Here is a 22,356-nt window from a genome sequence, read left to right on the forward strand (position 1 = left end):
CTCCCCATCCCTGTCGGGACGGGGAGGGACGCGCAGATGCTTGCCCTTCGCCCCCCACAGTATTACGCGCGTCCGATGCAACTCACGCGCCTGCCCCACCCCGCCCCCACGCCCGACGCCTCCCGCGAGAGCCTGATCGCCGATCCGGGCTTCGGCACGGTGTTCACCGATCACATGGTCGTCATCGACTATGACGAGGCGCTGGGCGGCTGGCAGACCCCGGTGCTGGGCCCGCGCGAGGCGATCCCGCTCGATCCGGCGGCGAGCGTCCTGCACTACGCGCAGGAGATCTTCGAGGGCCTCAAGGCCTATCGCCACCCCGACGGCGCGCTCGGCCTGTTCCGGCCCGAGGCCAACGCCGCACGCTTCAACGCTTCGGCGGAGCGGCTCGCTATGCCCGCGCTGCCGGAGGAGACCTTCATCGGCGCGATCCGCGCGCTGCTTGAGGTCGATGGCAACTGGTATCCGGCGGTCGAAGGCGGCTCGCTTTACCTCAGACCCTTCATGATCGCGACCGAGGCCTTCCTCGGCGTGCGGCCTGCGAAGAAATACAAGTTCATCGTCATCGCAAGTCCGGCCGGCAACTATTTCAAATCGGGCGCAAAGGCGGTGAGCATCTGGATCTCCGACTACACCCGCGCCGCCCCCGGCGGGACGGGCGCGGCGAAGTGCGGGGGGAACTATGCCGCCAGCCTCGTCCCCACAGGACAGGCCTTCGCCCAGGGCCATGACCAAGTGCTGTTCCTCGACGCGGCCGAGCACAAATGGGTCGAGGAACTGGGCGGCATGAACCTGTTCTTCGTCTTCGCCGACGGCACCGTCATCACCCCGCCGCTGACCGGCACGATCCTCCCCGGCATCACCCGCGACAGTCTGATCGCGCTGCTGACCGAGCAGGGCCTCATAGTCTCGGAAGCCCCCTATTCGATCGACCAGTGGCGCGCCGATGCGGCCAGCGGCCACCTCGTCGAAGTCATGGCCTGCGGCACCGCGGCGGTCGTCACGGCGGTCGGCAAGGTCGCCGGGCATGACGGCGCATTCACCATCGGCGCAGGCGGCATCGGCCAGACCACCGCGGCCCTGCGCGAACAGCTGGTCGGCATCCAGACCGGCCGCATCGCCGATACCCACGGCTGGGTGATGCGGGTCTAGGAGGAACAACGATGCTTGCACTGACCCTCGCCGCCCTCGTCATGCTCGAACAGAGCATTGCGATTATCTGGAAGAACGACGGCAGCTTCGAGATTTCGCTGTCCTTCGCGGCCAAGGACCCCGCCAACCCCTTCCCGCAGGGCGAGGGCCTGCTGCTGGCGAAGGCCAGGGAGGTCTGCGGCGACAAGGGCGCACCGGTCGCGGTCGGCGAACCGGTCGTCACCGGCATCGCCATCGAGGGCGGAAAGCCGGTGATCGCGATGAGCGGGACCTATGCCTGCCGCAAGGGATGATCAGGGCGTCGCAGTTGCGGCGCTCTACCAGTTCACGAAGTTCGACGATCCCCACGCCCTGCAAGGCCCGCTTCTTGCCGCCTGCGAGGTGCAGGGCATCAAGGGCACCCTGCTGCTGGCGCGCGAGGGGATCAACGGGACGATTGCGGGCGCTCCTGAGGGGCTGGAGGTGGTCCTCGCCCACATCCGCGCGCTGCCGGGGTGCGCTGGCGTCGACGTGAAGTTCTCCGAGGCGCCCACCATGCCCTTCGGCAAGCTGAAGGTGCGGGTCAAACGCGAGATCGTCACAATGGGCGAGCCCGATATCGACCCGCTGCTGAGCGTCGGCACCTATGTCGATGCGCAGGACTGGAACGCGCTGATCGCCGATCCCGATTGCCTCGTGATCGACACCCGCAACGATTACGAGGTCGCCATCGGCACCTTCGCCGGCGCGGTCGACCCCGCCACGCCCTCCTTCCGCGACTTCCCCGACTGGTTCCGCGACAACCGCGACGCGCTGCTCGAAGGCAAGAAGAAGGTCGCGATGTTCTGCACCGGGGGCATCCGCTGCGAGAAATCGACCGCCTTCCTGCGCGCCGAGGGGATCGACGAGGTCTATCACCTGCGTGGAGGCATTCTCAAATATCTCGAGCAAGTGCCTGAGGAACAAAGCCTCTGGCAAGGCGAGTGCTTCGTCTTCGACGAGCGCGTCAGCCTCGGCCACGGCCTGGCGCAGGGCAGCCACACGCGCTGCCAGCCTTGCGGGCGGCCCTACCCCGCGGGCGAGGCCTGCCCGGTGTGCGGGCCTGACGCCTGACGCAGGCTCGCCTCAGGCGTAGCTCGCATCGAGCTCCGGCGCGTGCTCGGCCAGCCACGCCAGCGCGGCCTGCACATCGGCCTCGGCGAGGTCGTAGCAGTCCTGCATCATTGCCACCTTCCCCTCGCGAAAGCGCCACAGGCTCGGGGCGGAGAAATGCAGCAGCGGCCTGTCGCCGAGCCGGTAGACCCCCATCGCCCGCGCGGTGACCACATCGGGTCCGAATTCGCGCGCGCCAACGCCGAACCACCACCGCTGATCGAAATGCCGGTCAAAGCCCGCGATCGAGCGGCGGAAGCCCCCCAGCACCGCATCGGCGCCGACGAGATGGCAGGCGAAGGGCACGCCCGAGACGGTGTAGGTCGCATCCTCGGCGATGAGCGGGCGAAGCGCGTCCCAGTCGCCCGTCGCAACGGCGGTGTCGAAGGCTGCCGTCCAGCGGCGCCACAGGTCGATCATGTCTCTCTCCTTGCTGGTGAGCGAATGATCGTCGCAGAAGGTAATGGACTCAATTACCTTGAAGTCATATTCGTCGCCCGATGGCCTTCGGACCCGCCCTTGCCCGCCTTCGCCGCAGCCGCGGCCTCTCACAGGAAGCCCTTGCCGATGCGGCGGGGCTCTCGCAGCGCCATGTCAGCTTTCTCGAGACCGGACGGGCGCAGCCGGGGCAGCGCAGCCTTGCCGCGCTGATCGCCGCGCTCGCGTTGCGGGGCTGGGAGCAGCGTGCGCTGGTTGATGCGCTTGCCCCGCATCCGCCTTCCGGGGCGCAAACGCCCGACGCGCCCGACCCTGCGCTGGTGTCACTGCTCGCCGAGCGCCTGTCACCCTGGCCCGCCTATGCCTTCCGCCCGGACGGGACGCTGCTGGCCGCCAATCGCGCGCTCGGGCGGCTGCTGGATCTCGCCGCGCCGGGCGAGGACCTGTGGGCGGCGACCGCGCCGGCGGACGGTCCCAACATCTACGATCTTGTGTTCCACCCGGCCGGGCTCGGGCGCTGGCTGGCGAACCCGGACGAGGTGATTCCCGAAACCCTGCGGCGGCTGCGGATCGAGGCGGCGCAGGACCGTATGCTCGCCCCGGTGCTGCGCCGGATCGAGCGCTACCCGGCGGTGCAGGCGCTGACGGCGCGCGCGCAACTTGCCGCGCCGCCGGTCCTCATCGAGCGTTATCGGCTGGGAGCGGAGACGCTGTCGGTGATCTCGGTCATCTCGCACCTCGCCTCGCCCGGCGAATACGAGCTCGACGGGCTGCGGCTCGAGACCTTCCTTCCTGCCGATGCCGGGAGCGAGCAGCTGCTGGCGGAGCTGGCCGGCTAGGCGCCCGCCAGCCCTTCCTTGAAGGCATCGACCAGCCAACTCGCCGCCGGGCCGAGCCGCGTGTCGCGCCGCCACAGGGCGGAGAGGCGATATTGCGCGCCGGGCTTCTCGGGCAGGTCGAGCTCGACCAGCGTTCCCGCCGCCAGATCGCCCGCCACCATCGAGCGCGGCATGTTGCCCCAGCCGAGCCCCTCCTTGAGCAGCGAGTGCTTCGCGCCCAGATCCCCCAGCCGCCAGGTGAGCGGGCTCAGCACCGAGAACTCGCGGCCCTCGGTCAGCGGCGAGCGGTCGGTCAGCACCAGCTGCAGGTGACGGCGGCTCTCGCCCGGCGCGATGCCGGGGCGGGCCAGCGGGTGCGAGGGCGCGGCGACAGGGACGAGGTCGATCTCGCCCACGGCCTGCTTTTCGAGCGCGGGGTTGTCGCCGATCACCGGGCCGCCGATCGCAAGATCCGACCCGCCCTCGATCACGCAGGCCGCGACTGCGCCGAGCGCCTCGATCCTGAGCGTCAGCGCGCAGGTCGGGAACATCCGCCGGAACTCGCCGAGCACATGGGCGGTGACATCGCCCGGCACCATCACGTCGACCACCAGCGTCAGCGACGGCTCCTGCCCCGCGTGGAGCGAGCGGGCTTTCGCCAGCAGCGCGTCGGCCCGGTCGGCGACGCTGCGCGCCTCGGCCAGCAGCCCCTCGCCCGCCTGCGTCAGCACCGGGCGGCGCGATCCCTCGCGGTCGAACAGGCTGAGCGCGAGCTGTGCCTCCAGCTGCGCGATGCCGTAAGAGACCGCCGAGACCGCCCGGCCCGTCGCCTTGGCCGCGCCGCCGAAGCTGCCATGCTCGGCCACCGCGATGAAGAGCCGCAACTGGTCAAGGGTGGGTTCGCCGAGTTTCATGGCGCGCTTGTTCGGATAATCCGAACATCTTGGCAAGTTTTATCGCACTTATCTGCACAGCATAACCGGCCTATCTCCGCCTCAACGAAACAAGGAGACACGCCATGATCGAACTCAGGCCCTTCAACACGCTCGGTGCCGCCAACCACGGCTGGCTCGATGCGCACCACCACTTCAGCTTCGCAGGCTATCATGATCCGGCCCGCGTCCATTGGGGTGCCCTGCGCGTGTGGAACGACGACGCGATCGCGTCCAAGTCTGGCTTCCCGCCGCATCCGCACAGCGACATGGAGATCATCACCTATGTCCGTGCAGGCGCAATCACGCACCGCGATTCGATGGGCAACGAAGGCCGCACCGAAGCGGGCGACGTCCAGGTGATGAGCGCCGGGAGCGGTGTCACCCACTCGGAATACAACCTCGAGGACGAGGAGACCCGGATCTTCCAGATCTGGATCATCCCCGATGCCCGCGGCGGCCAGCCGAGCTGGGGCGCGCGCCAGTTCCCCAAGGACGACCGTGCGGGTGCCTTTGTCCCGCTCGCAAGCGGCGTGGCGAATGATGACGACGCGCTCCCCATCCGCGCCGATGCGCGGGTGCTGGGCGCGACCATCAAGGCAGGCGAGAGCGTGACCTACACGCCCCGCTCGGTCGACCGCCACCTCTACCTCGTGCCTGCCACCGGCAAGGTGCGGATCGAGACGGTCGAAGCCAATGCCCGCGACGGCGTCGCCATCACCGGGCAGGAATCGGTGACGGTCACGGCTGTGGAAGACAGCGAGGTCGTGCTGGTCGACGCGGCGTAAGCCCCCCGGAGCCGGCCGGCTCTTCCCCCCTCTCCCCCCACGCCGGCCGGCTCCACCCCCTCTCCCAAGCAAAGGAGTTTTCCGACATGAGCAACATCCTCTTCATCACCGCCAGCATCCGTTCGGACGCCGAGAGCGTCTCGCGCCAGCTCGGCCAGAGCATTGTCGATGGCCTCGCCGCCAAGACCGGCGCGAGCACCACCACCCGTGACCTCGCCGCCAATGACCTGCCCTTCGTGAGCGGCGAGCGCTTTGCCGCGAACCTCACCCCCGCCGCCGATCGCACCCCGGAGCAGGCCGAACTCGCCGCCATCGCCGACACGCTGATCGCCGAATTGCAGGCCGCCGACACCATCGTGATCGCCAGCCCGGTCTACAATTTCGGCCCGCCCGCCACGCTCAAGGCCTGGGCCGATCTGGTCGCGCGCGCAGGAACGACCTTCCGCTACACCGCCAACGGCCCCGAGGGCCTGCTCAAGGGCAAGAAGGCCTACCTCGCCATCGCCACCGGCGGCACGCCTGTGGGCGCGGAGTTCGACTTCATGAGCCGCTGGCTGACCTTCTTCCTCGGCTTCATCGGGATCACCGCCGTGGAGATCGTCGCGGCCGACGGGATCATGGGCGCGGATGGCGAGGCGAAGATCGCCGCTGCCAAGGACGCCGCGCTGAAGCTCGCCGCCTGACCGGCGACACATAGGGGCGGGGGGCGGCCGACGAGGGTCGCACCGTCTCCCGCCCACCCCTTCCTCCTCCCCTGCCTGCAACTTTCCTCCTCAGGAGAACCGCCATGAATGACATCGCTGCCCCCTTGCCCCAATCCGCTGCCGCCACCTCGACGCAGGACGCCGTCGCGCTCGGCGCCCGCCTGTTGCTCGCCGCCCTGTTCCTGCTCGCCGGGCTCGGCAAGCTGGCCGCGATCGGCGGCACCGCCGGCTACATCGCCAGCGTCGGCCTGCCCTTCGCGACCGGCCTCACCTACGCCACCATCGCCTTGGAAGTGGTGGGCGCAGGCCTGCTGATCGCGGGCTACCGCACCCGCGCCGCCGCGATCGCGCTTGGCCTGTTCAGCATCCTTGCCGCGGCGATCTTCCACGCCGACTTCGCCGACCAGATGCAGTTCACGAGCTTCCTCAAGAACCTCGCGATCGCGGGCGGCATGTTCCAGCTGGCCGCTTTCGGGCCAGGCCGCCTGTCGCTCGACCGCGGCTGAAGGATCGGAACCTCGCACGAAGGGCCGGGGCGTCGCAGGCGCTCCGGCCCTTCTCGCGTCACACCTTGGGCCGCGCCAGCCAGGACTTGAAGACCGTCCGGCTCGGGCGGATGACGATGATCGCCACCCCCGTCAGCGCCATCGCTCCGCCCACGATCAGCGGCCAGTGGATCGTGTCCCCCGTCAGCCATGTCCCGAAGGCGATGGTCAGCAGCGGGGTGAGCAGCGTCAGCGGCACGATCAGGTTCGCGTCGTAGCGCTGGAACAGCATGAAATAGGCCGAATGCGCGCCGACCGAGACGATGACGCCGGCAAACAGCACGCAGCCCGCCACCGCCAGCGGCGCGGCCTCGACCGCGGCGATCTGCCCGGTCTCCAATGCCATCGTCGCGGGCAGCATGACGAGCAGCGAGGCGACCCCGGCCCAGGCCTGCAGGGTCGCCGCGCCGATATCGAGCCGCTTGACGAAGACCGAAGCGAAGGCCCCGACCAGCACCCCCGCAAAGGCAAAGCCGAGGCCCACCGGATCGCCCGCTTCCGAAGGCGCGCCGATCGCGAGGCCCACGCCGCCCAGCGCCAGCGCCATCCCGATCCCGCGCCGCCAGCGCACCTCCTCGCCGAGGAACAGGATCGCGAACAGCACCGTGAGCGGCGCGCCCGAGAGGTTGACGATCCCGACCGCCGAAGGGCTCGCGGTCTGGAGCCCGATGAATTGCAGCCCGAAGCTTCCCCCGGTGATGGCAAAGCCGATCAGCAGCACCAGCGGCAGGCGGTCCGGCCGCCCGCGCAGCAGCAGCGGCAGCAGCACCGCCACCACCGTGGCCGAGCGCAGCACGGTGTAGAACAGCGGCGGCAGGTCGAGCGTTGCCACCGCGATCTTGCTGACCACGATATTCATTGCCCAGGCTACGTTGCAAAACAGCATGATCCCGAGCGCGGAGAGGGGGAGCGATCTGGGCATCAGGGGGTAAGGCTGCGTGCCACCTCGTCCGGCAGGCCTTCACGCAGCTCCTCGCGCCACACGGTCGCGACCGCATCGGAGGGCGCGCGCCAGTCTCCGCGCGGGGACAGCGCACCCGCCGAGGAGACCTTGGGCCCGTTAGGCAGCGCCGAGCGCTTGAACTGCGAAAAGCCGAAGAAGCGCGCACAGAACTTGTCGAGCCAGCGCGCGATGGTGGCAAGGTCGTAGGCGTTCTTGCGCGCCTCGGGGAAGCCCGCAGGCCACATCCCTGCCGCTGCGTCCTTCCACGCGTGCCACGCCAGAAACGCGACCTTGGAGGGACGCTGGCCGAAGCGGATGATGTGGTGGAGGAAGAAGTCGTTGAGCTCGTAGGGGCCCACAAGGCTTTCGGTCGATTGCACCTGCCCGTCAGCGCCCGGTGGCACCAGCTCGGGGCTGATCTCGGTGTCGAGCACGCCATCGAGCACCGCCGAGCATTCCTCGCAGAACTGCCCCGTGCGGATCACCCAGCGGATCAGATACTGGATCAGCGTCTTGGGCACGCCCGCATTGACGCCGTAGTGGCTCATGTGGTCGCCCACGCCATAGGTGCACCAGCCCAAGGCGAGCTCGCTGAGGTCGCCGGTGCCGACCACGAAGCCGCCGTGCTGGCCCGCGAGGCGGAACAGGTAATCGGTTCTGAGGCCCGCCTGCACGTTCTCGAAGGTTACGTCATGCACCGGCTCGCCGCTCGCGAAGGGGTGGCCGATGTCCTCGAGCATCTTGCGCGCCGCCGGGCGGATGTCGATCTCGCCCGCGGTGATTTCGAGTGCCTGCATCAGCCGGTGGGCGTTGGACTTGGTGCCCTCCGAGGTGCCGAAGCCCGGCATGGTGTAGCCGCGGATCGTGGTGCGCGGCAGGCCGAGCCGGTCGCAGGCCTTGGCCGCGACGATCAGCGCGTGGGTCGAATCGAGCCCGCCCGAAATGCCGATGACGAGGCTCTTCGCCCCGGTCGACTGGATGCGCCGCATCAGCGCGTCGACCTGGATGTTGAAGGCCTCGAAACAGTCCTCGTCGAGCTTCTCGGGCCGGTCGGGCACGAAGGGGAAGCGCGCCACGGGCCGGACGAGGCCGATATCGCCCGCCGCATAGCCGTGCTCGAATTCGATCCGGCGGTAGGAGTCCTCGGGCCGCCCCGCGAATTCTGCCGCGTCCGCAAAGGTCTGGTTGCGCATGCGCTCGGCGGCGAGCTTTTCGGTGTCGATGTCGACGATGCACAATTCGCCCGAGCGGTCGAAGCGCTCGGACTGCGCGAGCAGGCTGCCCATCTCGTAGACCATCCCCTGCCCGTCCCACGCAAGGTCGGTGGTGCTCTCCCCGTGCCCGCTCGCCGAATAGACATAGGCGGCGATGGCGCGGGCCGCCGAGGAGCGCGCGTGCAGGTGGCGGTCGTCCGCGCGCCCGATGGTGACGGGCGAGGCCGAGAGGTTGCACAGGATCAGCGCGCCCGCGAGCGCGGCCTGCATCCCCGGCGGGACGGGCGCCCAGAAGTCCTCGCAGATCTCCACCCCGAAGCGGAAACCGGGGAGGTTCTCGGCGGCGAAGATCAGGTCGGTGCCGAAGGGCACTTCGCTCCCCGCGACGTCGATCCACAGATCGGTGCACCCGCGCCCGTGAGCGAAATGGCGCTTCTCGTAGAACTCGCGGTAATTGGGCAGGAAGCTCTTGGGCACCACCCCGAGGATCGTCCCGTGGGCGATCACCACCGCGCAATTGTAGAGCTTGTCGCCGCGCTTGAGCGGTGCGCCGACGATCAGCACCGGGGACAGGTCGGCCGTGGCCGCGACGATCTCGGCCAGCCCTGCCTCGACCCGCTCGATAATCGCGTTCTGGAGCAGCAGATCGTCGATCGCGTAGGAGGACAGCGTCAGCTCGGGGAACACCACCAGATCGACGTGCGCTTCGTGCGCCTTCTCCGCCTCGGCCAGCACGCCCGCGGTGTTGAACGGCACATCGGCGGTGCGGCTGCACGGGGTCGCGGTGGCGACGCGCACGAAGCCGTGCGCGTGCATGTCGAAGAAGGGGTGGGCCTCGGTCATCGCTGCGGCATCTCCTGCTGGGCGAGCGCTGTAACGCGCGGGGCCCGCGCTGCCTAGCTTTGCTCGCCTCCCAGATAGCCCTGCGCGCTACCGCATTCTTCCAGAAAGGCAATGAGGCCCCGCTCGGCCCGGCTGAGCCAGCGGGTCTGGCGCGGGAGCGTGAGGCCGGCGCGCCATTCCTCCTGCCCCTCGATGCGCGCGATCAGCGCGGGATGGATATAGGACTTGCGCGCGATCGCCGGGGTGTTGCCGAGGTGCTCGGCGACGTGATCGAGCATCTCGCCGAGCTTCACCCGCCCCTTGCCGGTCGCCAGCCGTTCGAAGGCAAGACTGCTCGCGTGGAAGGTGCGGAAGTGCTTGGCGGTGAAATCCTCGCCCATCGTCTCGCGCAGGTAGCCGTTGACGTCGGCGGCGGTGACGGGGCGGATGTCGCCCGCGTCGTCCTCGTAGCGGAACAGGTGGTCGCCCTCCTCTTCCCCAAGGCTCTCCATCCGCCGCACGGCCCTGGCGAGGTCGGCATCCTCGACCTCGAGATCGTGTTCCTTGCCCCCCTTGCCCACGAAGTGCAGCGCGAGCTTGCGTCGCCCCACCTCGGCGTGGTCGGACCGCAGCGTGGTGGCGCCATAGCTGTCGTTGGTGCGGGCGTAATGCGCATTGCCGATACGGATCGCCGAGAGGTCGAGTAGCCGCACCACCGCCGCCAGCGCCGCCTCGCGGGTGACGCCGCCCGTAATGTCTTCTTCCACGCGCTTCCGGACCAGCGGCAGGCGTTTGCCGAAGGCGGCGCAGGCGTCATACTTGGCGCTCTCCTGCGCGCTGCGGAAATCCGGGTGGTAGCGGTATTGCTTCCTCCCCGCATCGTCATAGCCGGTGGCGAGGATGTGGCCATTGGGCGCCGGACAGAACCACGCGTCGGTGTAAGCCGGCGGGAGCGCGATGGCGTTGAGCCGCTGCTTTTCGCGGGCAGAGCGGATCAGCGCGCCGCTCGGGTCGTAATAGGCCCAGCCCTTCCCCGCCCGCCGCCGCGTGATCCCGGGCAGGCTGTCGTCAACATAGACAAGGTTTTCCATCGGCAAGAGAAAGCCGCGCGAGGCCGCGAATGTTCCATCTTGCACCCCGCCCCTCCGCGCGCCAGCTAGGGGGCCGTGACGGCGCGCATCAGTGCCGCGCCAACAGGAGACTTCCCATGGCAGACGCCACCTATACCCCGCCCGCCGTCTGGAGCGCCGACACCGTTTCGGGCGGGCGCTTCGCCAGCATCAACCGCCCGACCGCGGGGCCGCGCGAAGACAAGGCGCTGCCCGAGGGCGACAATCCCTTCCAGCTCTATTCGCTCGCCACGCCCAACGGGGTGAAGGCGACGATCATACTCGAGGAATTGCTCGAAGCCGGGCACACGGGCGCCGAGTATGATGCCTGGACGATCAACATCGGCGCAGGCGAGCAGTTCACCAGCGGCTTCGTAGGCGTGAACCCCAACTCGAAGATCCCCGCCCTGCTCGACAAGAGCGATCCGGCAAAGCCCTTCCGCGTCTTCGAGAGCGGCGCGATCCTCGTCCACCTGGCCGAGAAGTTCGGGATGTTCCTCCCCTCCGACCCCTCGAGCCGCGCCGAGGTGCTGAGCTGGGTGTTCTGGCAGGTCGCGAGCGGGCCCTTCATCGGCGGCGGCTTCGGCCACTTCTACGCCTATGCGCCCGAGAAGTACGAATATCCGATCAACCGCTACGCGATGGAGACCAAGCGCATCTTCGACGTCGCCGACAGGCGGCTGGCCGAGAGCCGCTTCCTCGCGGGCGACGAATACACCCTCGCCGACATCGCCAACTTCCCGTGGCTCGCGCCCTTCGTCGAAGGCAATATCTACAACGATGCCAAGACCTTCCTCAGCATCGACGAATACACCAACGTCGCGCGCTGGGTGGCCGAGATCAAGGCGCGCCCGGCGGTCCAGCGCGGGCGGATCGTCAACAAGGTGTGGGGCGACGAGGACACCCAGCTGCGCGAGCGCCACTCGGCCGCGGATTTCGAAGGCAAGCGGCTGGTGACCGGCGCTCCGGCCTAAGCCTGTGACACGAAGGGGGCGAATTACGCGCTTTCGCCCCCTTCACATTGCCAATCGAGCCGCTATAGAGCGCCGCTCTTGCTGGGGCGTAGCCAAGCGGTAAGGCAGCGGTTTTTGGTACCGCCATGCGAAGGTTCGAATCCTTCCGCCCCAGCCAGATCTCCTAACCACGGCGGCTTCCGCGCCCTTGCCAATCCGCCGTCCTCCGGCCAAGAACCGCTGTGGGGGGAGTGGCGCATGGCCGCATCGATATTCTGCTGTCCGGCTGCCGTTCTGGCGGCGTGCTTCGCTGTCTTGCAGCCCATCCCTGCGCTCGCCGCATCGGGCGCTTCGGACAAGGTTGCCAAGAAGACGTCCGCGCGTGCCGAAGACGGCAAGCTCGGCAAGGGCGGGGCTTCGACCTCCTATCGCCCGCTCGTCGAAAGGCTCGAGGCCGCGATCAGCCGAGGCGACACCGCCCGCGTCGCGACGCTGCTGCCGGTGGTCGATGCGCTGGTGCTGAACTCGCAGGACGCCGCCCCGGAGGATCAGGACCAAGCCCTGCCGGTGCTGCAAAGCGCCCATGCGCTGCTCGGCGATTTCGCGGGCGAGCGCGGCATCATCGAGCGCCGCGCCGCTCTCGCTGCATCGCGCGAGGGGCCGAAGAGCTACGCGGCGGCGATCCTTGCGGTCGATGTGGCCGATCTGCTGCGCCGCGAAGGCCGCCCGGCCGAGGGCGAGGCGCACCTGCGCCGCGTGGTTGCCGCCAGCAAGGATCCCGAGGTCAGGATCGGCCTGCAACGGGCCCTCGCCAGCTACCTCGACGATGCCCAGCATCTGGGCGACGCGATCGATGCCTACCGCGCGCTGCTCGCCATGCAGGTGGAGCATAAGGGGCCGGATTCGGACGACGCGTTCCGGACCGTCGAGGCCCTGAGCTGGGATCTCGGCCAGACGGGCCGCCATGCCGAAGCGCTCGCGCTGCTCGCCACCACCCTCCCGCGTGCCGAGGCCGTGTGGCGCGCGACCGGCGCGGACGAGACCAAGAACGGGACAATGGAAAGCCTCGTGGCGGGCTTGCGCTATGCCAACCTGCTCGAACGGCAGGCCGATCATCTGGGCGCGCAGGGCAAGATCAGCCAGTCCGATCTCCAGTTCGAAGCGGCAAACCGGATGCGCACCCGCTATTTCACGCGGCCCACGCACATCGTCGCGCAGACCTACAACAACATGGCCTTCCGCCAGAACTTCCAGGGCCGTTTTGCGCTGGCTGAGACAAATGCCCGCAAGGCGCTGGAAATCTTCGAGGGCTTCTTCAGCGGCACGGACACTTCGGACAGCCTCACTTACGCCAAGTACAAGTATAATCTCGCCGCTGCGCTGCTGGGTCAGGGGCGGGCCGAGGAGGCCTTGCCGCTGCTGCGCTTCGGAGTGCCGATCCAGCGCAAGCTCGACCCCGACCACGCCGATCTGGTGATCCTGCTGACCACGCTCTCGCGCGCGATCGTGGCGGCAGGGGGTGACCGGGCCGAAGCGCTGGCGCTGGCGCGCGAGGCGGCGGCGATCGCCCGCCGGCACCGCGATGCGCGGGCCGCGGGCGGCTATGCGGACAGCGCGCCCGACGGCGCCTCGGCGGCGCTCACCCGCGCGCTGGCCGGCGATGCGACGACGCATGATCCCCTGTCGATGGCCTATGGCGCGCTGATGGAGGCGACCGCGGCAGGCGTTAAGGCGGGCGGCCCCGCCGATGCCGCTGCCCTGCGCAGCGAGATGTTCATCGCCGCGCAGGATCTCGAGCAATCGACCGCAGGCCAGGCCATGGCCCAGGCCGCCGCGCGCGCGATGGCGGGCGACGGGCCACTGGGCGCACTCATCACCCGCAAGCAGCAGCTCGCCGACCGCGCCCGCGCGCTCAACCTTGCGGTCACGGCCAGCATCCTCGCGAGCGAAGCGGCTGGTCTCGCGGAAAAGCGCAGCGCGCTGGCGCAGGTGACGCGGGAGCTGGCGGAGACGGATGCGCAGTTGAAGCGGTCCTTCCCCGAATTCGAGGAGCTCGTCTCGCCCGCCGCGCTGTCGCTGGCGGACGTCAAGGCGCGGCTCGCCGCCGACGAGGCACTGGTCCTGATCGTCCCCAACGGGGCCGACACCTATGTCTTTGCGGTGGCCCCCGACCGCGAGGAGGTTGTGGTCCTCGACAAGGCCACCGAGCCGGTCACCCGGCTGGTCGCGCGGCTGCGCTGCCGGATGGACGAGGCCACGTGCCTCTCCGACGCGGACCTCGACGTGACCTCCGACCAGACCGGCGCGCTCGAGGGGATCGACGCCTTTTTCCCGCGCTTCGACCGCGCGGCGGCGCACAGGCTCTACACCACGATTGTCCAGCCGATCGAGCCGGCGCTGGGCAAGGCCAAGCGTGTTTTCGTCACGGTCGCGGGGCCGCTCGGCGGCCTGCCGCTGCCCGTGCTGGTCACCGATTTCGATCCGGCGAAGGACAAGGCCGATGCGGGCGATGCGGAGACCCTCAAGCAATCGGCATGGCTGGGCGACCGCTACGCCTTCATCACCCTGCCCGCGGTCTCGGCGCTGCGGATCGTGCGACCGCAGGCGGAAGCCGCCGCCCCCCGCAACGGCTTTCTCGGCTATGGCGCGCCCGCGCTCGAAGGCAGCGCGGGGGCGGCGCGCTCGGTCGAGCAGGGCGGCCGCCGCCTGACGCGCGCCGCCTTGCAGCCGGTCGCCACTGCCTCGCCCGAGGCGCTGCGCAAGCTCTCCCCGCTGCCGGGCACGGAGATCGAGTTGAAGAGCATGGCCGCCGCGCTCGATGCACCGATCGGCGGCCTGAGGCTCGGGTCCGATGCGACCGAGGCCGCGCTCAAGCAGGACGACCGCCTCGCCAGCGCGCAGATCATCGCCTTTGCCACCCACGGCCTGCTGCCCAAGGAAGTCGGGCGCGGGGGCGAGCCGGGGCTGGTCTTCACCCCGCCCGCCACCGCCAGCGCATTGGACGACGGCCTCCTCACTGCAAGCGAGGCGGCCCGGCTTTCTCTCGCCGCCGAGTGGCTGATCCTGTCGGCCTGCAACACCGCTGCCTCGGACGGCACGCCCGGTTCGCAAAGCCTCTCCGGCCTCGCCCGCGCCTTCCTCCATGCCGGAGCCAAGGCGATGCTGGTGAGCCACTGGCGGGTCTCGGACGAGGTGACTGCGGTGCTGACGGTGGAGACGCTGCGCCTGTCGCGCACCGACCTGCCCAAGGCCGAGGCCCTGCGCCAGGCGATGATCGCGGTGCGCACGGGCCAGCGCGCCGACGGATCGGCGCTGCCGGGATGGAAGGAATACTGGGCCCACCCCGCAGCCTGGAGCCCCTTCGTGCTGGTGGCAGCCGACGGCAGCTAGCGCACTTCAAAACCCTTGTGCTTTGTGCTTGAAGCGCAATCGACACAAAAGGGCGCACGCCGGAACACCGGCCAACGGGACGAATAGCAGGCGCATGCTGAAGCGCATTCTCGATTACCATTCGGGCCGCGCCATTGCCCTGTGCAGGCTTGCGCTTGCGCTGGTGTTCCTGCTCGTTCTCTACGCCGATCCCGACCAGCCGGTGCGCAACGCTGCCGAGGGTTTTCTCTTCCTCGGCGCCTATGCCGTGCTCTCGCTCGCGCTGCTGGCAATGATCTGGAACAGCTGGTGGCTCGATGTCACGCTGCGGATCCCGGCGCTGGTGCTCGATGGCGCGATCTTCCTGATCGCCATCTACCTCACCGAGAGCACGTCGACCGACTTCACCAGCCCGTTCCTGTCGTCCTTTATCTTCATCATTCTTGCCGCCACCGTGCGCTGGGGGTGGCCCGGGATGGCGATCGCCGCGACCGTGCTGAGCGCGAGCTATCTGGCCGCCGGGGTTTGGCTCGACTGGGCCGGCTTCGATGTCGAGCTCTACCGCTTCGGCCGGCGCGGCACCTACATGATCCTGCTGTCGCTGATCCTCGTGTGGTTCGGGCTCCAGCGCCGGGTGCGCGCGGTGGCCCGCCTCGACTTTGCGAGCGATGACACCGGCGCGCTGCCCGTCGCCGAAATCGCCGCCTATGCGATGACAGCGACCGGCTCGCCGTGCCTCCATCTGGGGTGGTGGAGCAACGAGGATCCGCACGTCCTGCTGTGCAAGGTGGCCGACGGCGAGCGGGAGATCCGGCACCTTGCGCCCGAGGCGCTGCCGGAACCCGCGGGCATCCCCTTCGCCCTGTTCGACCGTCCGCGCGCGCGGATGCTGGTGGCAAGCACCGATGGCCGGGTGACCGCACGGCGCGAAGCCCTCGCCCTGCCGCTCGCCGACCACTTCGCGGTTGCCGAGGGGCTGGTGATCCCGCTCCGCAGCTCCTCGGGCCGGGGCTTGCTGATCCTCGGCTGCAATCCGGGGCTCAGCATCGACGACCTCGCCATGGCGCCCGCCATCGCGCAGGAGATCGCGGCCGCGCTCGACCGCTTGCTGCTGTCGCATATCTCGCGCGAGGCGGCGGTGGCGCAGCTGCGCTCCACCCTCGCGCGCGACCTTCATGACAGCGTCGCCCAGACCCTCGCCGGGGTGCGCTTCCGGATCGAGGCGCTGCGCGCGCAGGTGCGCGCGGGCGCCGATGCCGACGCCCAGTTCGACGAGATGAAGGCGAGCCTCAGCAGCGAGCACCGAAACCTGCGCGAGATGATCGAACGCCTGCGCCGCACCGATCTGGAGCCCGCGACGGTGCGGCTCGCCGAGCAGATGCAGCGGGTCGCCGGCGAGCTGACCCGCAACTGGGGGGCCGCGGTCGAGGTGACGACCACGCCGCAGGCCCTGACGGTGCCGGTGGCGCTCGCCTACGAGATCCAGCAGATCGCGCGCGAGGCGGTGGCGAACGGGGTGCGGCACGGCAAGGCTGGGCGCTTCACGATCGCCGTGTCGCGCAAGCCTGCGGGGATCGAGCTCGACATCCGCGACGACGGGACCGGCTTCACCGGCACCCCCCCGCCCCATCCCCGCACGCTCGAGGAAAGAGCACGTGCCAATGGCGGGCGACTTGCGGTATGCGCCTCGGCTGCGGGCGCGCATCTCACGATCAGCCTGCCCGACCGGAGCGAACCATGATCAATGTCCTTGTCGCCGACGACCATCCCTTTCTGCGGGCCGGGCTCGAGGCGGTGTTGCGGACCGCCGGCATGGCGGTGGTGGCCTCGGTCGGGGATGGCGACGCTGCGCTCGCCGCCATCGCCGGGGAGGATCCCGACGTGGTGGTGCTCGATGTGGCGATGCCCGGGCGCGACGGGGTCGCAACCCTCGCCGCGCTGCGCGAGCGCGGGGACCAGCGCCCGGTGGTAATCCTGACGGCGCATATCGACGACCGCCAGCTCCTCGCCGCGATCCATCACGGCGCCTGCGGAATCGTCCTCAAGGAGGACGCCGAGGACTTCCTCATCGATTGCATCCGCGCCGCCAGCAAGGGCGAGAAGACCATCGACCCGCGGCTCACCTCGCGGATCGCCGAGCTGACCTCGGGCGATAGTCCCGCGCGCCGGATCGACGCGCTCGCCCGGCGCGAGCGGGAAATCGTCGAGCGGGTCGCCCGGGGCCTGCGCAACCGCCAGATCGGCGAGGAACTGTCGATGAGCGAAGGCTCGATCAAGGTCTACCTCCACACCATCTTCGAGAAACTCGACGTGAAGAGCCGGACCGAGCTGGCGATCCTCTACCACGAAGAGACCAGCTAGGCCGCGCCTCAGCCCACCGGCTCGAGCCGCACGGGCACATATTTGTGCCACGGCGTCCCCACCACGGAATCGCGCCAGCGGTAATCGGTGAGTTCATTGAGCGCGACCCCGTGGCGCTTGACCGTGCCATCCTCGCCCACAACGTCCAGCCCCAGCCCGTTCGGCAGCGAGACATGGCCGCGGCGGCTCCCCTCGTGGCACTCCACCACCGTCCTCGCGCGGGCGCGGCGCGAGACGACCTCGACCGGCGCGCCATCGGCGAGGCCCAGCGCTGCGGCATCCTCGGGGTGGATGCGCAAGGTGCTCTCGAGCTCGCCTTTCCGCAGCCAGTCGGGGTTGCGGATCGAGGTGTTGCTGGTCTCGGTTCGCCGCTCGCCGGCCGAGAGGATGAAGGGGTATTCGGCATCGCGCGGCGGGCCTGCCGGATCGAGCGCGAGCAGCGCGTCGATCATCTCGGGGATGTGGAGGTTGATCTGCTGCCCCGGACTGCGCAGCCGCTTCCAGCTGTCCTCGGCATCCTGCCGCGCGAAGACCGTGCCCGAGGGCGAGCCGAGAATCGCCTCGAACAGGCGGTTGCCCGCGAGTGGCCCGGTGTGCCCGGCGCGCGCCGCTTCCTCGGGGAAGGCTTGCACGAACAGCTGCGCCACGCCCCAAACGCCTGCTGCATTGCTCATCCCCTCGGGCAGCACTTTGCGCAATGCGCGGTAGAGCAGCACCGAGGCGACCGGCATCAGCGCGGGGTTGGCGCCGATGGTCTGCATGAATGCCATCGCGAGGTGATCGAGACCCTTCTCCGCCGCGGCGCGCAAGGGCGCCACCTCGGCCTCGCCGAACACGCCCAATGCCTCGCACAGGCGGGCGTGGATCTCGCCCTCCTCGAGGGTGCCCTCGCGCGGGGGGAACAGCGGATGGCGCAGCTGGAAGGCGTTGGCCTCGGGCTCGAAGTTGAAGAAGCTCGCTTCGGCCTTCTCGAACTGGCTGCTGGCGGGGAGCACGTAATCGGCCGCGCGCGCGGTCTCGGTCATGGCGACGTCGATCACCACGCTGACATCGAGCGCGCGCAGGGCCTCGCGCATCCGCGCCGAATCCGCCAGCGAGTGGACCGGGTTGGCGCTCTCGACAATCATCGCGCGGAAGCGGTGCGGGTGATCGGTGAGGATTTCCTCGGTGATCGCGTTGCAGGGGATGAGGCCCATGACGACCGGGAAGCCGGTGACGGGCGAGCGGCGGAAATTGCGCTCTCCCGAGGTCTTGCTGCTCGCCCCGCCCCCGCCAGCGCCCAGCGGGCGGAAGGGGATGAAGGCATAGCTCGTCCCCTTCCGCCCGAAGGCGCCGGTGAGGCCGATGATCAGGCGGTGGAGGTAGGAGCCGAGCGTCGAGTGGACGCCCATCTGCATGCCCAGGTCCTCCATCGAGGCCATGGTCTCGGCCCCCGCCATCCGCCGGGCGGCAGCGCGCAGCAGCGCCTCGTCCACGCCGCAGACCTCGGCGAACTGGCTCACCGGGATGCGCGCGAGGGCCTCGAGCACCGGCTCGGCATTGGCGACGTGGTCTGCCATCCAGTCGCGGTTGGCGAGGCCGTCCTGAACGAGGATCGCGGCGAGCGCGCCGAGGCACCACGCGTCGGTCCCCGGGCGGATCGCCAGATGGAAATCGGCCATCGCCGCGGTCTCGCTCTTGCGCGGGTCGATCACGATCAGCGCGCGGTTCGGATCGGCGGCGATCTCGCGCAGGACCAGCCTTGCGCGCGGGAAGCCGTGCGATTGCCACGGGTTCTTGCCGATCAGCAAGCCCACCTCGGCATGCTCGAAATCGTGGTGGATGCCGCAGCCGAACATGCGCGCCTGCACCCAGGCTTCGCCCGTCTTCTCCTGCGCCAGCGCGTTGGAACGGTAGCGCACGCCCAATGCCGCCAGCGTGCTCTGCGAATAGACGCCCGGGAGATGGTTCCCCTGCGCCCCGCCGCCGTAATAGAAGATGCTCTCGCCCCCATGCTGATCGCGCACCGCCGCAAGCTTGCCCGCGATTTCGCTGATCGCGGTGTCCCAGTCGATCGCCTCGTAAGAGCCGTCGGCCCGGCGGCGCATTGGCGAAGAGAGGCGGTCGCGGCCCTGCTGGTAGGCGTCCATCCGCTGCGCCTTCTCGCACAGGTAGCCCTGGCTGACGGGGTGGTTCTTGTCGGCCCGCACGCGGGTGATGTGGCCGCCCTCGGTCTGGACCTCGATCCCGCAATTGAGGGAGCAGATCAGGCAGGCGGTGGGTTTCCAGTCACTCATTGCGGGTCTCCTTCCCTTCGGGCGTAGGCATCGGCGAGCACGCCCGCGGCATCGCGGCAGGCGGCGAGGATGGCGTCGGACAAGCCGGAATCGGGCACCGCGCGGGCGAGCGCGAGACCGCCTGCCGCAAGCGCCAGCAGCGCCAGTTCCTCGGACGGGGACGCGGCGTCTTGCGGATTGTCGCTGTCGGTGACGACCGCGGCGAGCATCGCCTGAAAGCTCTCGCGCACCGCCGGCGCGGCGCGCGGCGCCTCGCTCAGCAGCGCGGCGAGCGGGCAGCCGGTCTCGGGATGGTCGCGGTGGGTGCGCGAAAGGTAGGAGCGGGCGCGCAGCTTGCGCCGCTCGGGGCGAGGGAGGCCCTGCGGCTGCGCGCCGAGGCGCTTTGTGCGCTCGGCCACCGCAGCCTCGAGCGCGGCCACCTCGAGCGCCTCCTTGCTCTGGAAATGGGCATAGAAGCCGCCGTGGGTGAGCCCGAGATCGCGCATCAGCCGCTGGACGCCATTGCCCGCCAACCCTTCCGTGCGCAACCGCGCTGCCGCCAGATCGAGAATCGCCGCCCGCGTCGCGGCCTTCCGTTCGGAGCGATTCATGCGAGTCTCTCCCTTCGCGCTTAGCGTCCCGAATTTCACATTACATCTATCATGTCAAACGGTCGCTTGCGGATTGCGTAGCATTCGCTACACCCATCGAAAACAAGACTGTGGGAGAGAATGCGCCATGACCCTGTTCCGCATGTTCCTTTTCGCCTGCATGGTGACGATCATCGGCTACACCTCGGTCACCATCGCCAATCATGGCTGGAACCTCGTGCCGATCTTCTTCGGCGACATGGCGAAAATGGCGTGGCCGGGGCAGTTCAACCTCGACTTCATGTGCTTTCTGCTGCTGGCGGGAATCTGGACCGCGTGGCGCCACCACTTCCGTCCCGCAGGCCTTGCCCTTGGCCTCGTCGCGGTGCTCGGGGGGATGATGTTCATGTCGGTCTATCTGCTGGTCCAGTCGCTGCTGACCCGCGGCGATGTAGCAGCACTCATGCTGGGGCCGGAGCGCGCCGCCGCGCGCTAAACGCTGGAAAACTCGCCCCCCGCCTTTGCGCGCGGCGCGCCGCCTGCCTAATCCCTTGGGCGTGACAGCCACCATCGACATCGGACGCGGGCCTCAGGGAGAGGCGATCGGCATCGACCTGGCCGAACTCCTCGCCACGCGCCTGCTGGTGCAGGGCAATTCGGGCTCGGGCAAGTCGCACTTGCTGCGCCGGTTGCTCGAGGAATGCGCGGGGCAGGTGCAGCAGATCATCATCGATCCCGAGGGCGATTTCGTTACCCTCGCCGATGCCTTCGGCCATGTGGTGATCGATGCCGGGGCCTATTCCCCGCGCGAAATCGAGGAACTGGCCGCGCGCGTTCGCCAGCACCGCGCCTCGGTGGTGCTGGCGCTGGACGAGCTCGAGGTCGAGGCGCAAATCCGCTGCGCCGCGCTGTTCCTCACCGCCCTCTTCGATGCCCCGCGCGAGCATTGGTATCCCGCGCTCGTGGTGGTCGACGAGGCGCAGATGTTCGCCCCTGCCGCCGCGGGCGAGATGAACGACGAGACCCGCCGGCTTACGCTCGCGGCGATGACCAACCTGATGTGCCGCGGGCGCAAGCGCGGCCTGGCCGGGATCGTCGCCACCCAGCGCCTCGCCAAGCTCGCCAAGAACGTCGCGGCCGAAGCCTCGAACTTCCTGATGGGGCGGACCTTCCTCGACATCGACATGCAACGCGCCGCCGACCTGCTCGGCATGGACCGGCGGCAGGCCGAGCGAATCCGCGATTTGCAGCGCGGCCAGTTCCTCGGCCTCGGCCCGGCGATCAGCAGGCGGCCGGTCGCGGTCCATGTCGGCGCGGTGCAGACAGCCGGGCGCGGGGGCGGTCAGGGGCTGATCCCGCTCCCCGAAGCCGCCGGGGACGCGATGGAGGCGCTGCTCACCGATCGCCTGACCGAGGCAGCCGCCGCGCCCCAGCCGGTGCGCCGCGCGCCCCCGCCCGCGAGCCCGCGCGCCGACATTGAACAAGCCCTCGCCCGCCCGCGCGCCCTGCCCAAAGTCACCCGCGCGCCCGAACCGCTCGCGCCGCTCAGCGAAGCTCCCGCGCCTGCCCCCACGCCCCGGCCCGCGCCCCCGCCTGCCAACGAGAGCGGCACCACGCCCGAGGACATCGTGCGGCAGATCGCGCTCGCCGAAGACGCGACCTATCGCCCCGCCGCGACGCTGTTTCGCGATTTCGCGATCCGCTGCCGACAGGCCGGAATCGCCAGCGCCCACATCGACATCGCCCGTTTCCGCCGCATCTTCGCCCATGCCGTCAGCGGGCTCGACCAGCTTGCCGACGACGCACAGGCGGCGATCGCGCAGGCCGCCGAGGGGGTCGATGACGATTGCCTCGCCCCCTATCTCGCCATCCTGATCGCCGCCCACACCGGCGCGGCCATGCCGCAAGAGGACGAACTCGGCCGCCTCTACGGCAGCGCCTCGCCGAGCCGCGTGCGGCGGCTGCTCGACCATCTCGAGCGGCAGGGCCGGATCGTGGTGCGCGAGGATTTCGGCGGCGAGCGCTCGATCACGGTCCCGCTGCTGCCCGCCGCCGCCTGATTTTCCCGCAAGCCCGCCCGCCTACACCGCGGAGCCCACCGCTTCGTGGCAAGCAAGGCTCTCATGCAGCAATTCCTGCACAGCACGAGGCCCCTCGCGCGGGTTAGACCCTGACTGCCGTCGGTGCCCTGTCCGGAACCTTGCGGCGCACATCCCCGACGGGAGGGTCCGA

General features: G+C 69.4%; 20 protein-coding genes and 1 tRNA gene. 14 read left to right on the forward strand and 7 right to left on the reverse strand.

Features of this window, described 5'->3' with window-relative positions; all coding sequences use genetic code 11:
- Positions 1–75 precede the first annotated feature (75 nt).
- From PFX90_RS12785 to trhO, 3 genes are read left to right on the forward strand one after another with little or no spacing between them, the layout of a single operon-like run.
- Positions 76–1,152, forward strand: a complete 1,077-nt coding sequence (locus tag PFX90_RS12785; RefSeq protein ID WP_285712908.1) for a branched-chain amino acid aminotransferase — start codon at positions 76–78, stop codon at positions 1,150–1,152.
- An 11-nt stretch (positions 1,153–1,163) separates the two neighbouring features.
- Positions 1,164–1,445: a hypothetical protein gene (locus tag PFX90_RS12790; RefSeq protein ID WP_285712910.1), complete on the forward strand. Its 282-nt coding sequence runs from the start codon at positions 1,164–1,166 to the stop codon at positions 1,443–1,445.
- Complete coding sequence (gene trhO, locus PFX90_RS12795; RefSeq protein ID WP_285712911.1) at positions 1,426–2,244, forward strand: oxygen-dependent tRNA uridine(34) hydroxylase TrhO; 819 nt, start codon at positions 1,426–1,428, stop codon at positions 2,242–2,244. Before PFX90_RS12790 ends, trhO begins: the two co-directional genes overlap by 20 nt.
- 12 nt (positions 2,245–2,256) lie before the next feature.
- Here trhO and PFX90_RS12800 read toward each other — a convergent pair whose 3' ends face one another.
- Positions 2,257–2,703 (reverse strand): nuclear transport factor 2 family protein, encoded by a 447-nt coding sequence (locus PFX90_RS12800; protein ID WP_285712912.1) that lies wholly within the window; start codon positions 2,701–2,703, stop codon positions 2,257–2,259.
- Between the two features lie 80 nt (positions 2,704–2,783).
- On the opposite strand from PFX90_RS12800, the gene PFX90_RS12805 reads away from it, so the two are divergent.
- A complete protein-coding gene (locus PFX90_RS12805) occupies positions 2,784–3,560 on the forward strand; it encodes a helix-turn-helix domain-containing protein (protein WP_285712913.1) in 777 nt (258 codons plus the stop codon).
- On the opposite strand, the gene PFX90_RS12810 is transcribed toward PFX90_RS12805, so the two are convergent.
- Complete coding sequence (locus PFX90_RS12810) at positions 3,557–4,453, reverse strand: LysR family transcriptional regulator (protein ID WP_285712914.1); 897 nt, start codon at positions 4,451–4,453, stop codon at positions 3,557–3,559. The genes PFX90_RS12805 and PFX90_RS12810 overlap by 4 nt on opposite strands.
- A gap of 104 nt (positions 4,454–4,557) precedes the next feature.
- Here PFX90_RS12810 and PFX90_RS12815 point away from each other — a divergent pair, with 104 nt between their 5' ends.
- The 3 genes from PFX90_RS12815 to PFX90_RS12825 all read left to right on the forward strand — a co-directional run bounded on the left by PFX90_RS12815 (position 4,558) and on the right by PFX90_RS12825 (position 6,469).
- Positions 4,558–5,259 (forward strand): pirin family protein, encoded by a 702-nt coding sequence (locus tag PFX90_RS12815; RefSeq protein WP_285712915.1) that lies wholly within the window; start codon positions 4,558–4,560, stop codon positions 5,257–5,259.
- An 86-nt stretch (positions 5,260–5,345) separates the two neighbouring features.
- Positions 5,346–5,942, forward strand: coding sequence for an FMN-dependent NADH-azoreductase (locus PFX90_RS12820; protein ID WP_285712916.1), 597 nt, complete (start codon positions 5,346–5,348; stop codon positions 5,940–5,942).
- A 104-nt stretch (positions 5,943–6,046) separates the two neighbouring features.
- Positions 6,047–6,469: a DoxX family protein gene (locus PFX90_RS12825; RefSeq protein WP_285712917.1), complete on the forward strand. Its 423-nt coding sequence runs from the start codon at positions 6,047–6,049 to the stop codon at positions 6,467–6,469.
- Between the two features lie 58 nt (positions 6,470–6,527).
- Here the strand turns inward: PFX90_RS12825 and PFX90_RS12830 are convergent, their stop codons facing one another.
- The 3 genes from PFX90_RS12830 to PFX90_RS12840 are packed head-to-tail and all read right to left on the reverse strand — an operon-like array spanning position 6,528 to position 10,578.
- Positions 6,528–7,430: a DMT family transporter gene (locus PFX90_RS12830; protein WP_285712918.1), complete on the reverse strand. Its 903-nt coding sequence runs from the start codon at positions 7,428–7,430 to the stop codon at positions 6,528–6,530.
- On the reverse strand, positions 7,430–9,508 hold the full coding sequence (locus PFX90_RS12835) for an NAD(+) synthase (RefSeq protein WP_285712919.1): 2,079 nt from the start codon (positions 9,506–9,508) through the stop codon (positions 7,430–7,432). The genes PFX90_RS12830 and PFX90_RS12835 overlap by 1 nt, the downstream gene beginning before the upstream one ends.
- Before the next feature lie 53 nt (positions 9,509–9,561).
- Positions 9,562–10,578: a DNA topoisomerase IB gene (locus tag PFX90_RS12840; RefSeq protein ID WP_285712920.1), complete on the reverse strand. Its 1,017-nt coding sequence runs from the start codon at positions 10,576–10,578 to the stop codon at positions 9,562–9,564.
- Positions 10,579–10,694: 116 nt separating this feature from the next.
- On the opposite strand from PFX90_RS12840, the gene yghU reads away from it, so the two are divergent.
- From yghU to PFX90_RS12865, 5 genes are all read left to right on the forward strand, one after another.
- On the forward strand, positions 10,695–11,570 hold the full coding sequence (yghU, locus tag PFX90_RS12845; RefSeq protein WP_285712921.1) for a glutathione-dependent disulfide-bond oxidoreductase: 876 nt from the start codon (positions 10,695–10,697) through the stop codon (positions 11,568–11,570).
- A gap of 82 nt (positions 11,571–11,652) precedes the next feature.
- Positions 11,653–11,727, forward strand: a tRNA-Gln gene (locus PFX90_RS12850).
- 80 nt (positions 11,728–11,807) lie between these two features.
- Entirely contained in the window at positions 11,808–14,939 is a 3,132-nt protein-coding gene (locus tag PFX90_RS12855; RefSeq protein WP_285712922.1) for a CHAT domain-containing protein, read from the forward strand.
- A 94-nt stretch (positions 14,940–15,033) separates the two neighbouring features.
- On the forward strand, positions 15,034–16,659 hold the full coding sequence (locus PFX90_RS12860) for a sensor histidine kinase (protein ID WP_285712923.1): 1,626 nt from the start codon (positions 15,034–15,036) through the stop codon (positions 16,657–16,659).
- Positions 16,656–17,279, forward strand: coding sequence for a response regulator (locus tag PFX90_RS12865; RefSeq protein ID WP_285712924.1), 624 nt, complete (start codon positions 16,656–16,658; stop codon positions 17,277–17,279). The genes PFX90_RS12860 and PFX90_RS12865 overlap by 4 nt, the downstream gene beginning before the upstream one ends.
- 8 nt (positions 17,280–17,287) lie before the next feature.
- Here the strand turns inward: PFX90_RS12865 and PFX90_RS12870 are convergent, their stop codons facing one another.
- Both PFX90_RS12870 and PFX90_RS12875 read right to left on the reverse strand, forming a co-directional pair.
- Complete coding sequence (locus PFX90_RS12870) at positions 17,288–19,555, reverse strand: molybdopterin-dependent oxidoreductase (protein WP_285712925.1); 2,268 nt, start codon at positions 19,553–19,555, stop codon at positions 17,288–17,290.
- Positions 19,552–20,145, reverse strand: coding sequence for a TetR/AcrR family transcriptional regulator (locus PFX90_RS12875; RefSeq protein ID WP_285712926.1), 594 nt, complete (start codon positions 20,143–20,145; stop codon positions 19,552–19,554). Before PFX90_RS12875 ends, PFX90_RS12870 begins: the two co-directional genes overlap by 4 nt.
- Positions 20,146–20,272: 127 nt before the next feature.
- Here PFX90_RS12875 and PFX90_RS12880 point away from each other — a divergent pair, with 127 nt between their 5' ends.
- Both PFX90_RS12880 and PFX90_RS12885 read left to right on the forward strand, forming a co-directional pair.
- Entirely contained in the window at positions 20,273–20,620 is a 348-nt protein-coding gene (locus PFX90_RS12880) for a hypothetical protein (protein ID WP_285712927.1), read from the forward strand.
- A 61-nt stretch (positions 20,621–20,681) separates the two neighbouring features.
- Entirely contained in the window at positions 20,682–22,184 is a 1,503-nt protein-coding gene (locus PFX90_RS12885; protein ID WP_285712928.1) for a helicase HerA domain-containing protein, read from the forward strand.
- Positions 22,185–22,356 lie beyond the last annotated feature (172 nt).

Origin of the sequence: Erythrobacter oryzae (genome assembly GCF_030271515.1) — a bacterium.
Lineage (GTDB): Bacteria > Pseudomonadota > Alphaproteobacteria > Sphingomonadales > Sphingomonadaceae > Erythrobacter > Erythrobacter oryzae.

Bases quoted from the DNA above. Each gene is read 5' to 3' on its own strand.
- PFX90_RS12790 (WP_285712910.1), top strand. From the start codon at position 1,164: ATGCTTGCACTGACCCTCGCCGCCCTCGTCATGCTCGAACAGAGCATT.
- trhO (WP_285712911.1), top strand. From the start codon at position 1,426: ATGCCTGCCGCAAGGGATGATCAGGGCGTCGCAGTTGCGGCGCTCTAC.
- PFX90_RS12800 (WP_285712912.1), bottom strand. From the start codon at position 2,703: ATGATCGACCTGTGGCGCCGCTGGACGGCAGCCTTCGACACCGCCGTT.
- PFX90_RS12875 (WP_285712926.1), bottom strand. From the start codon at position 20,145: ATGAATCGCTCCGAACGGAAGGCCGCGACGCGGGCGGCGATTCTCGAT.
- PFX90_RS12810 (WP_285712914.1), bottom strand. From the start codon at position 4,453: ATGAAACTCGGCGAACCCACCCTTGACCAGTTGCGGCTCTTCATCGCG.
- PFX90_RS12880 (WP_285712927.1), top strand. From the start codon at position 20,273: ATGACCCTGTTCCGCATGTTCCTTTTCGCCTGCATGGTGACGATCATC.
- PFX90_RS12825 (WP_285712917.1), top strand. From the start codon at position 6,047: ATGAATGACATCGCTGCCCCCTTGCCCCAATCCGCTGCCGCCACCTCG.
- PFX90_RS12830 (WP_285712918.1), bottom strand. From the start codon at position 7,430: ATGCCCAGATCGCTCCCCCTCTCCGCGCTCGGGATCATGCTGTTTTGC.
- PFX90_RS12820 (WP_285712916.1), top strand. From the start codon at position 5,346: ATGAGCAACATCCTCTTCATCACCGCCAGCATCCGTTCGGACGCCGAG.
- PFX90_RS12815 (WP_285712915.1), top strand. From the start codon at position 4,558: ATGATCGAACTCAGGCCCTTCAACACGCTCGGTGCCGCCAACCACGGC.
- yghU (WP_285712921.1), top strand. From the start codon at position 10,695: ATGGCAGACGCCACCTATACCCCGCCCGCCGTCTGGAGCGCCGACACC.
- PFX90_RS12870 (WP_285712925.1), bottom strand. From the start codon at position 19,555: ATGAGTGACTGGAAACCCACCGCCTGCCTGATCTGCTCCCTCAATTGC.
- PFX90_RS12865 (WP_285712924.1), top strand. From the start codon at position 16,656: ATGATCAATGTCCTTGTCGCCGACGACCATCCCTTTCTGCGGGCCGGG.
- PFX90_RS12840 (WP_285712920.1), bottom strand. From the start codon at position 10,578: ATGGAAAACCTTGTCTATGTTGACGACAGCCTGCCCGGGATCACGCGG.
- PFX90_RS12785 (WP_285712908.1), top strand. From the start codon at position 76: ATGCAACTCACGCGCCTGCCCCACCCCGCCCCCACGCCCGACGCCTCC.
- PFX90_RS12805 (WP_285712913.1), top strand. From the start codon at position 2,784: ATGGCCTTCGGACCCGCCCTTGCCCGCCTTCGCCGCAGCCGCGGCCTC.
- PFX90_RS12835 (WP_285712919.1), bottom strand. From the start codon at position 9,508: ATGACCGAGGCCCACCCCTTCTTCGACATGCACGCGCACGGCTTCGTG.
- PFX90_RS12855 (WP_285712922.1), top strand. From the start codon at position 11,808: ATGGCCGCATCGATATTCTGCTGTCCGGCTGCCGTTCTGGCGGCGTGC.
- PFX90_RS12860 (WP_285712923.1), top strand. From the start codon at position 15,034: ATGCTGAAGCGCATTCTCGATTACCATTCGGGCCGCGCCATTGCCCTG.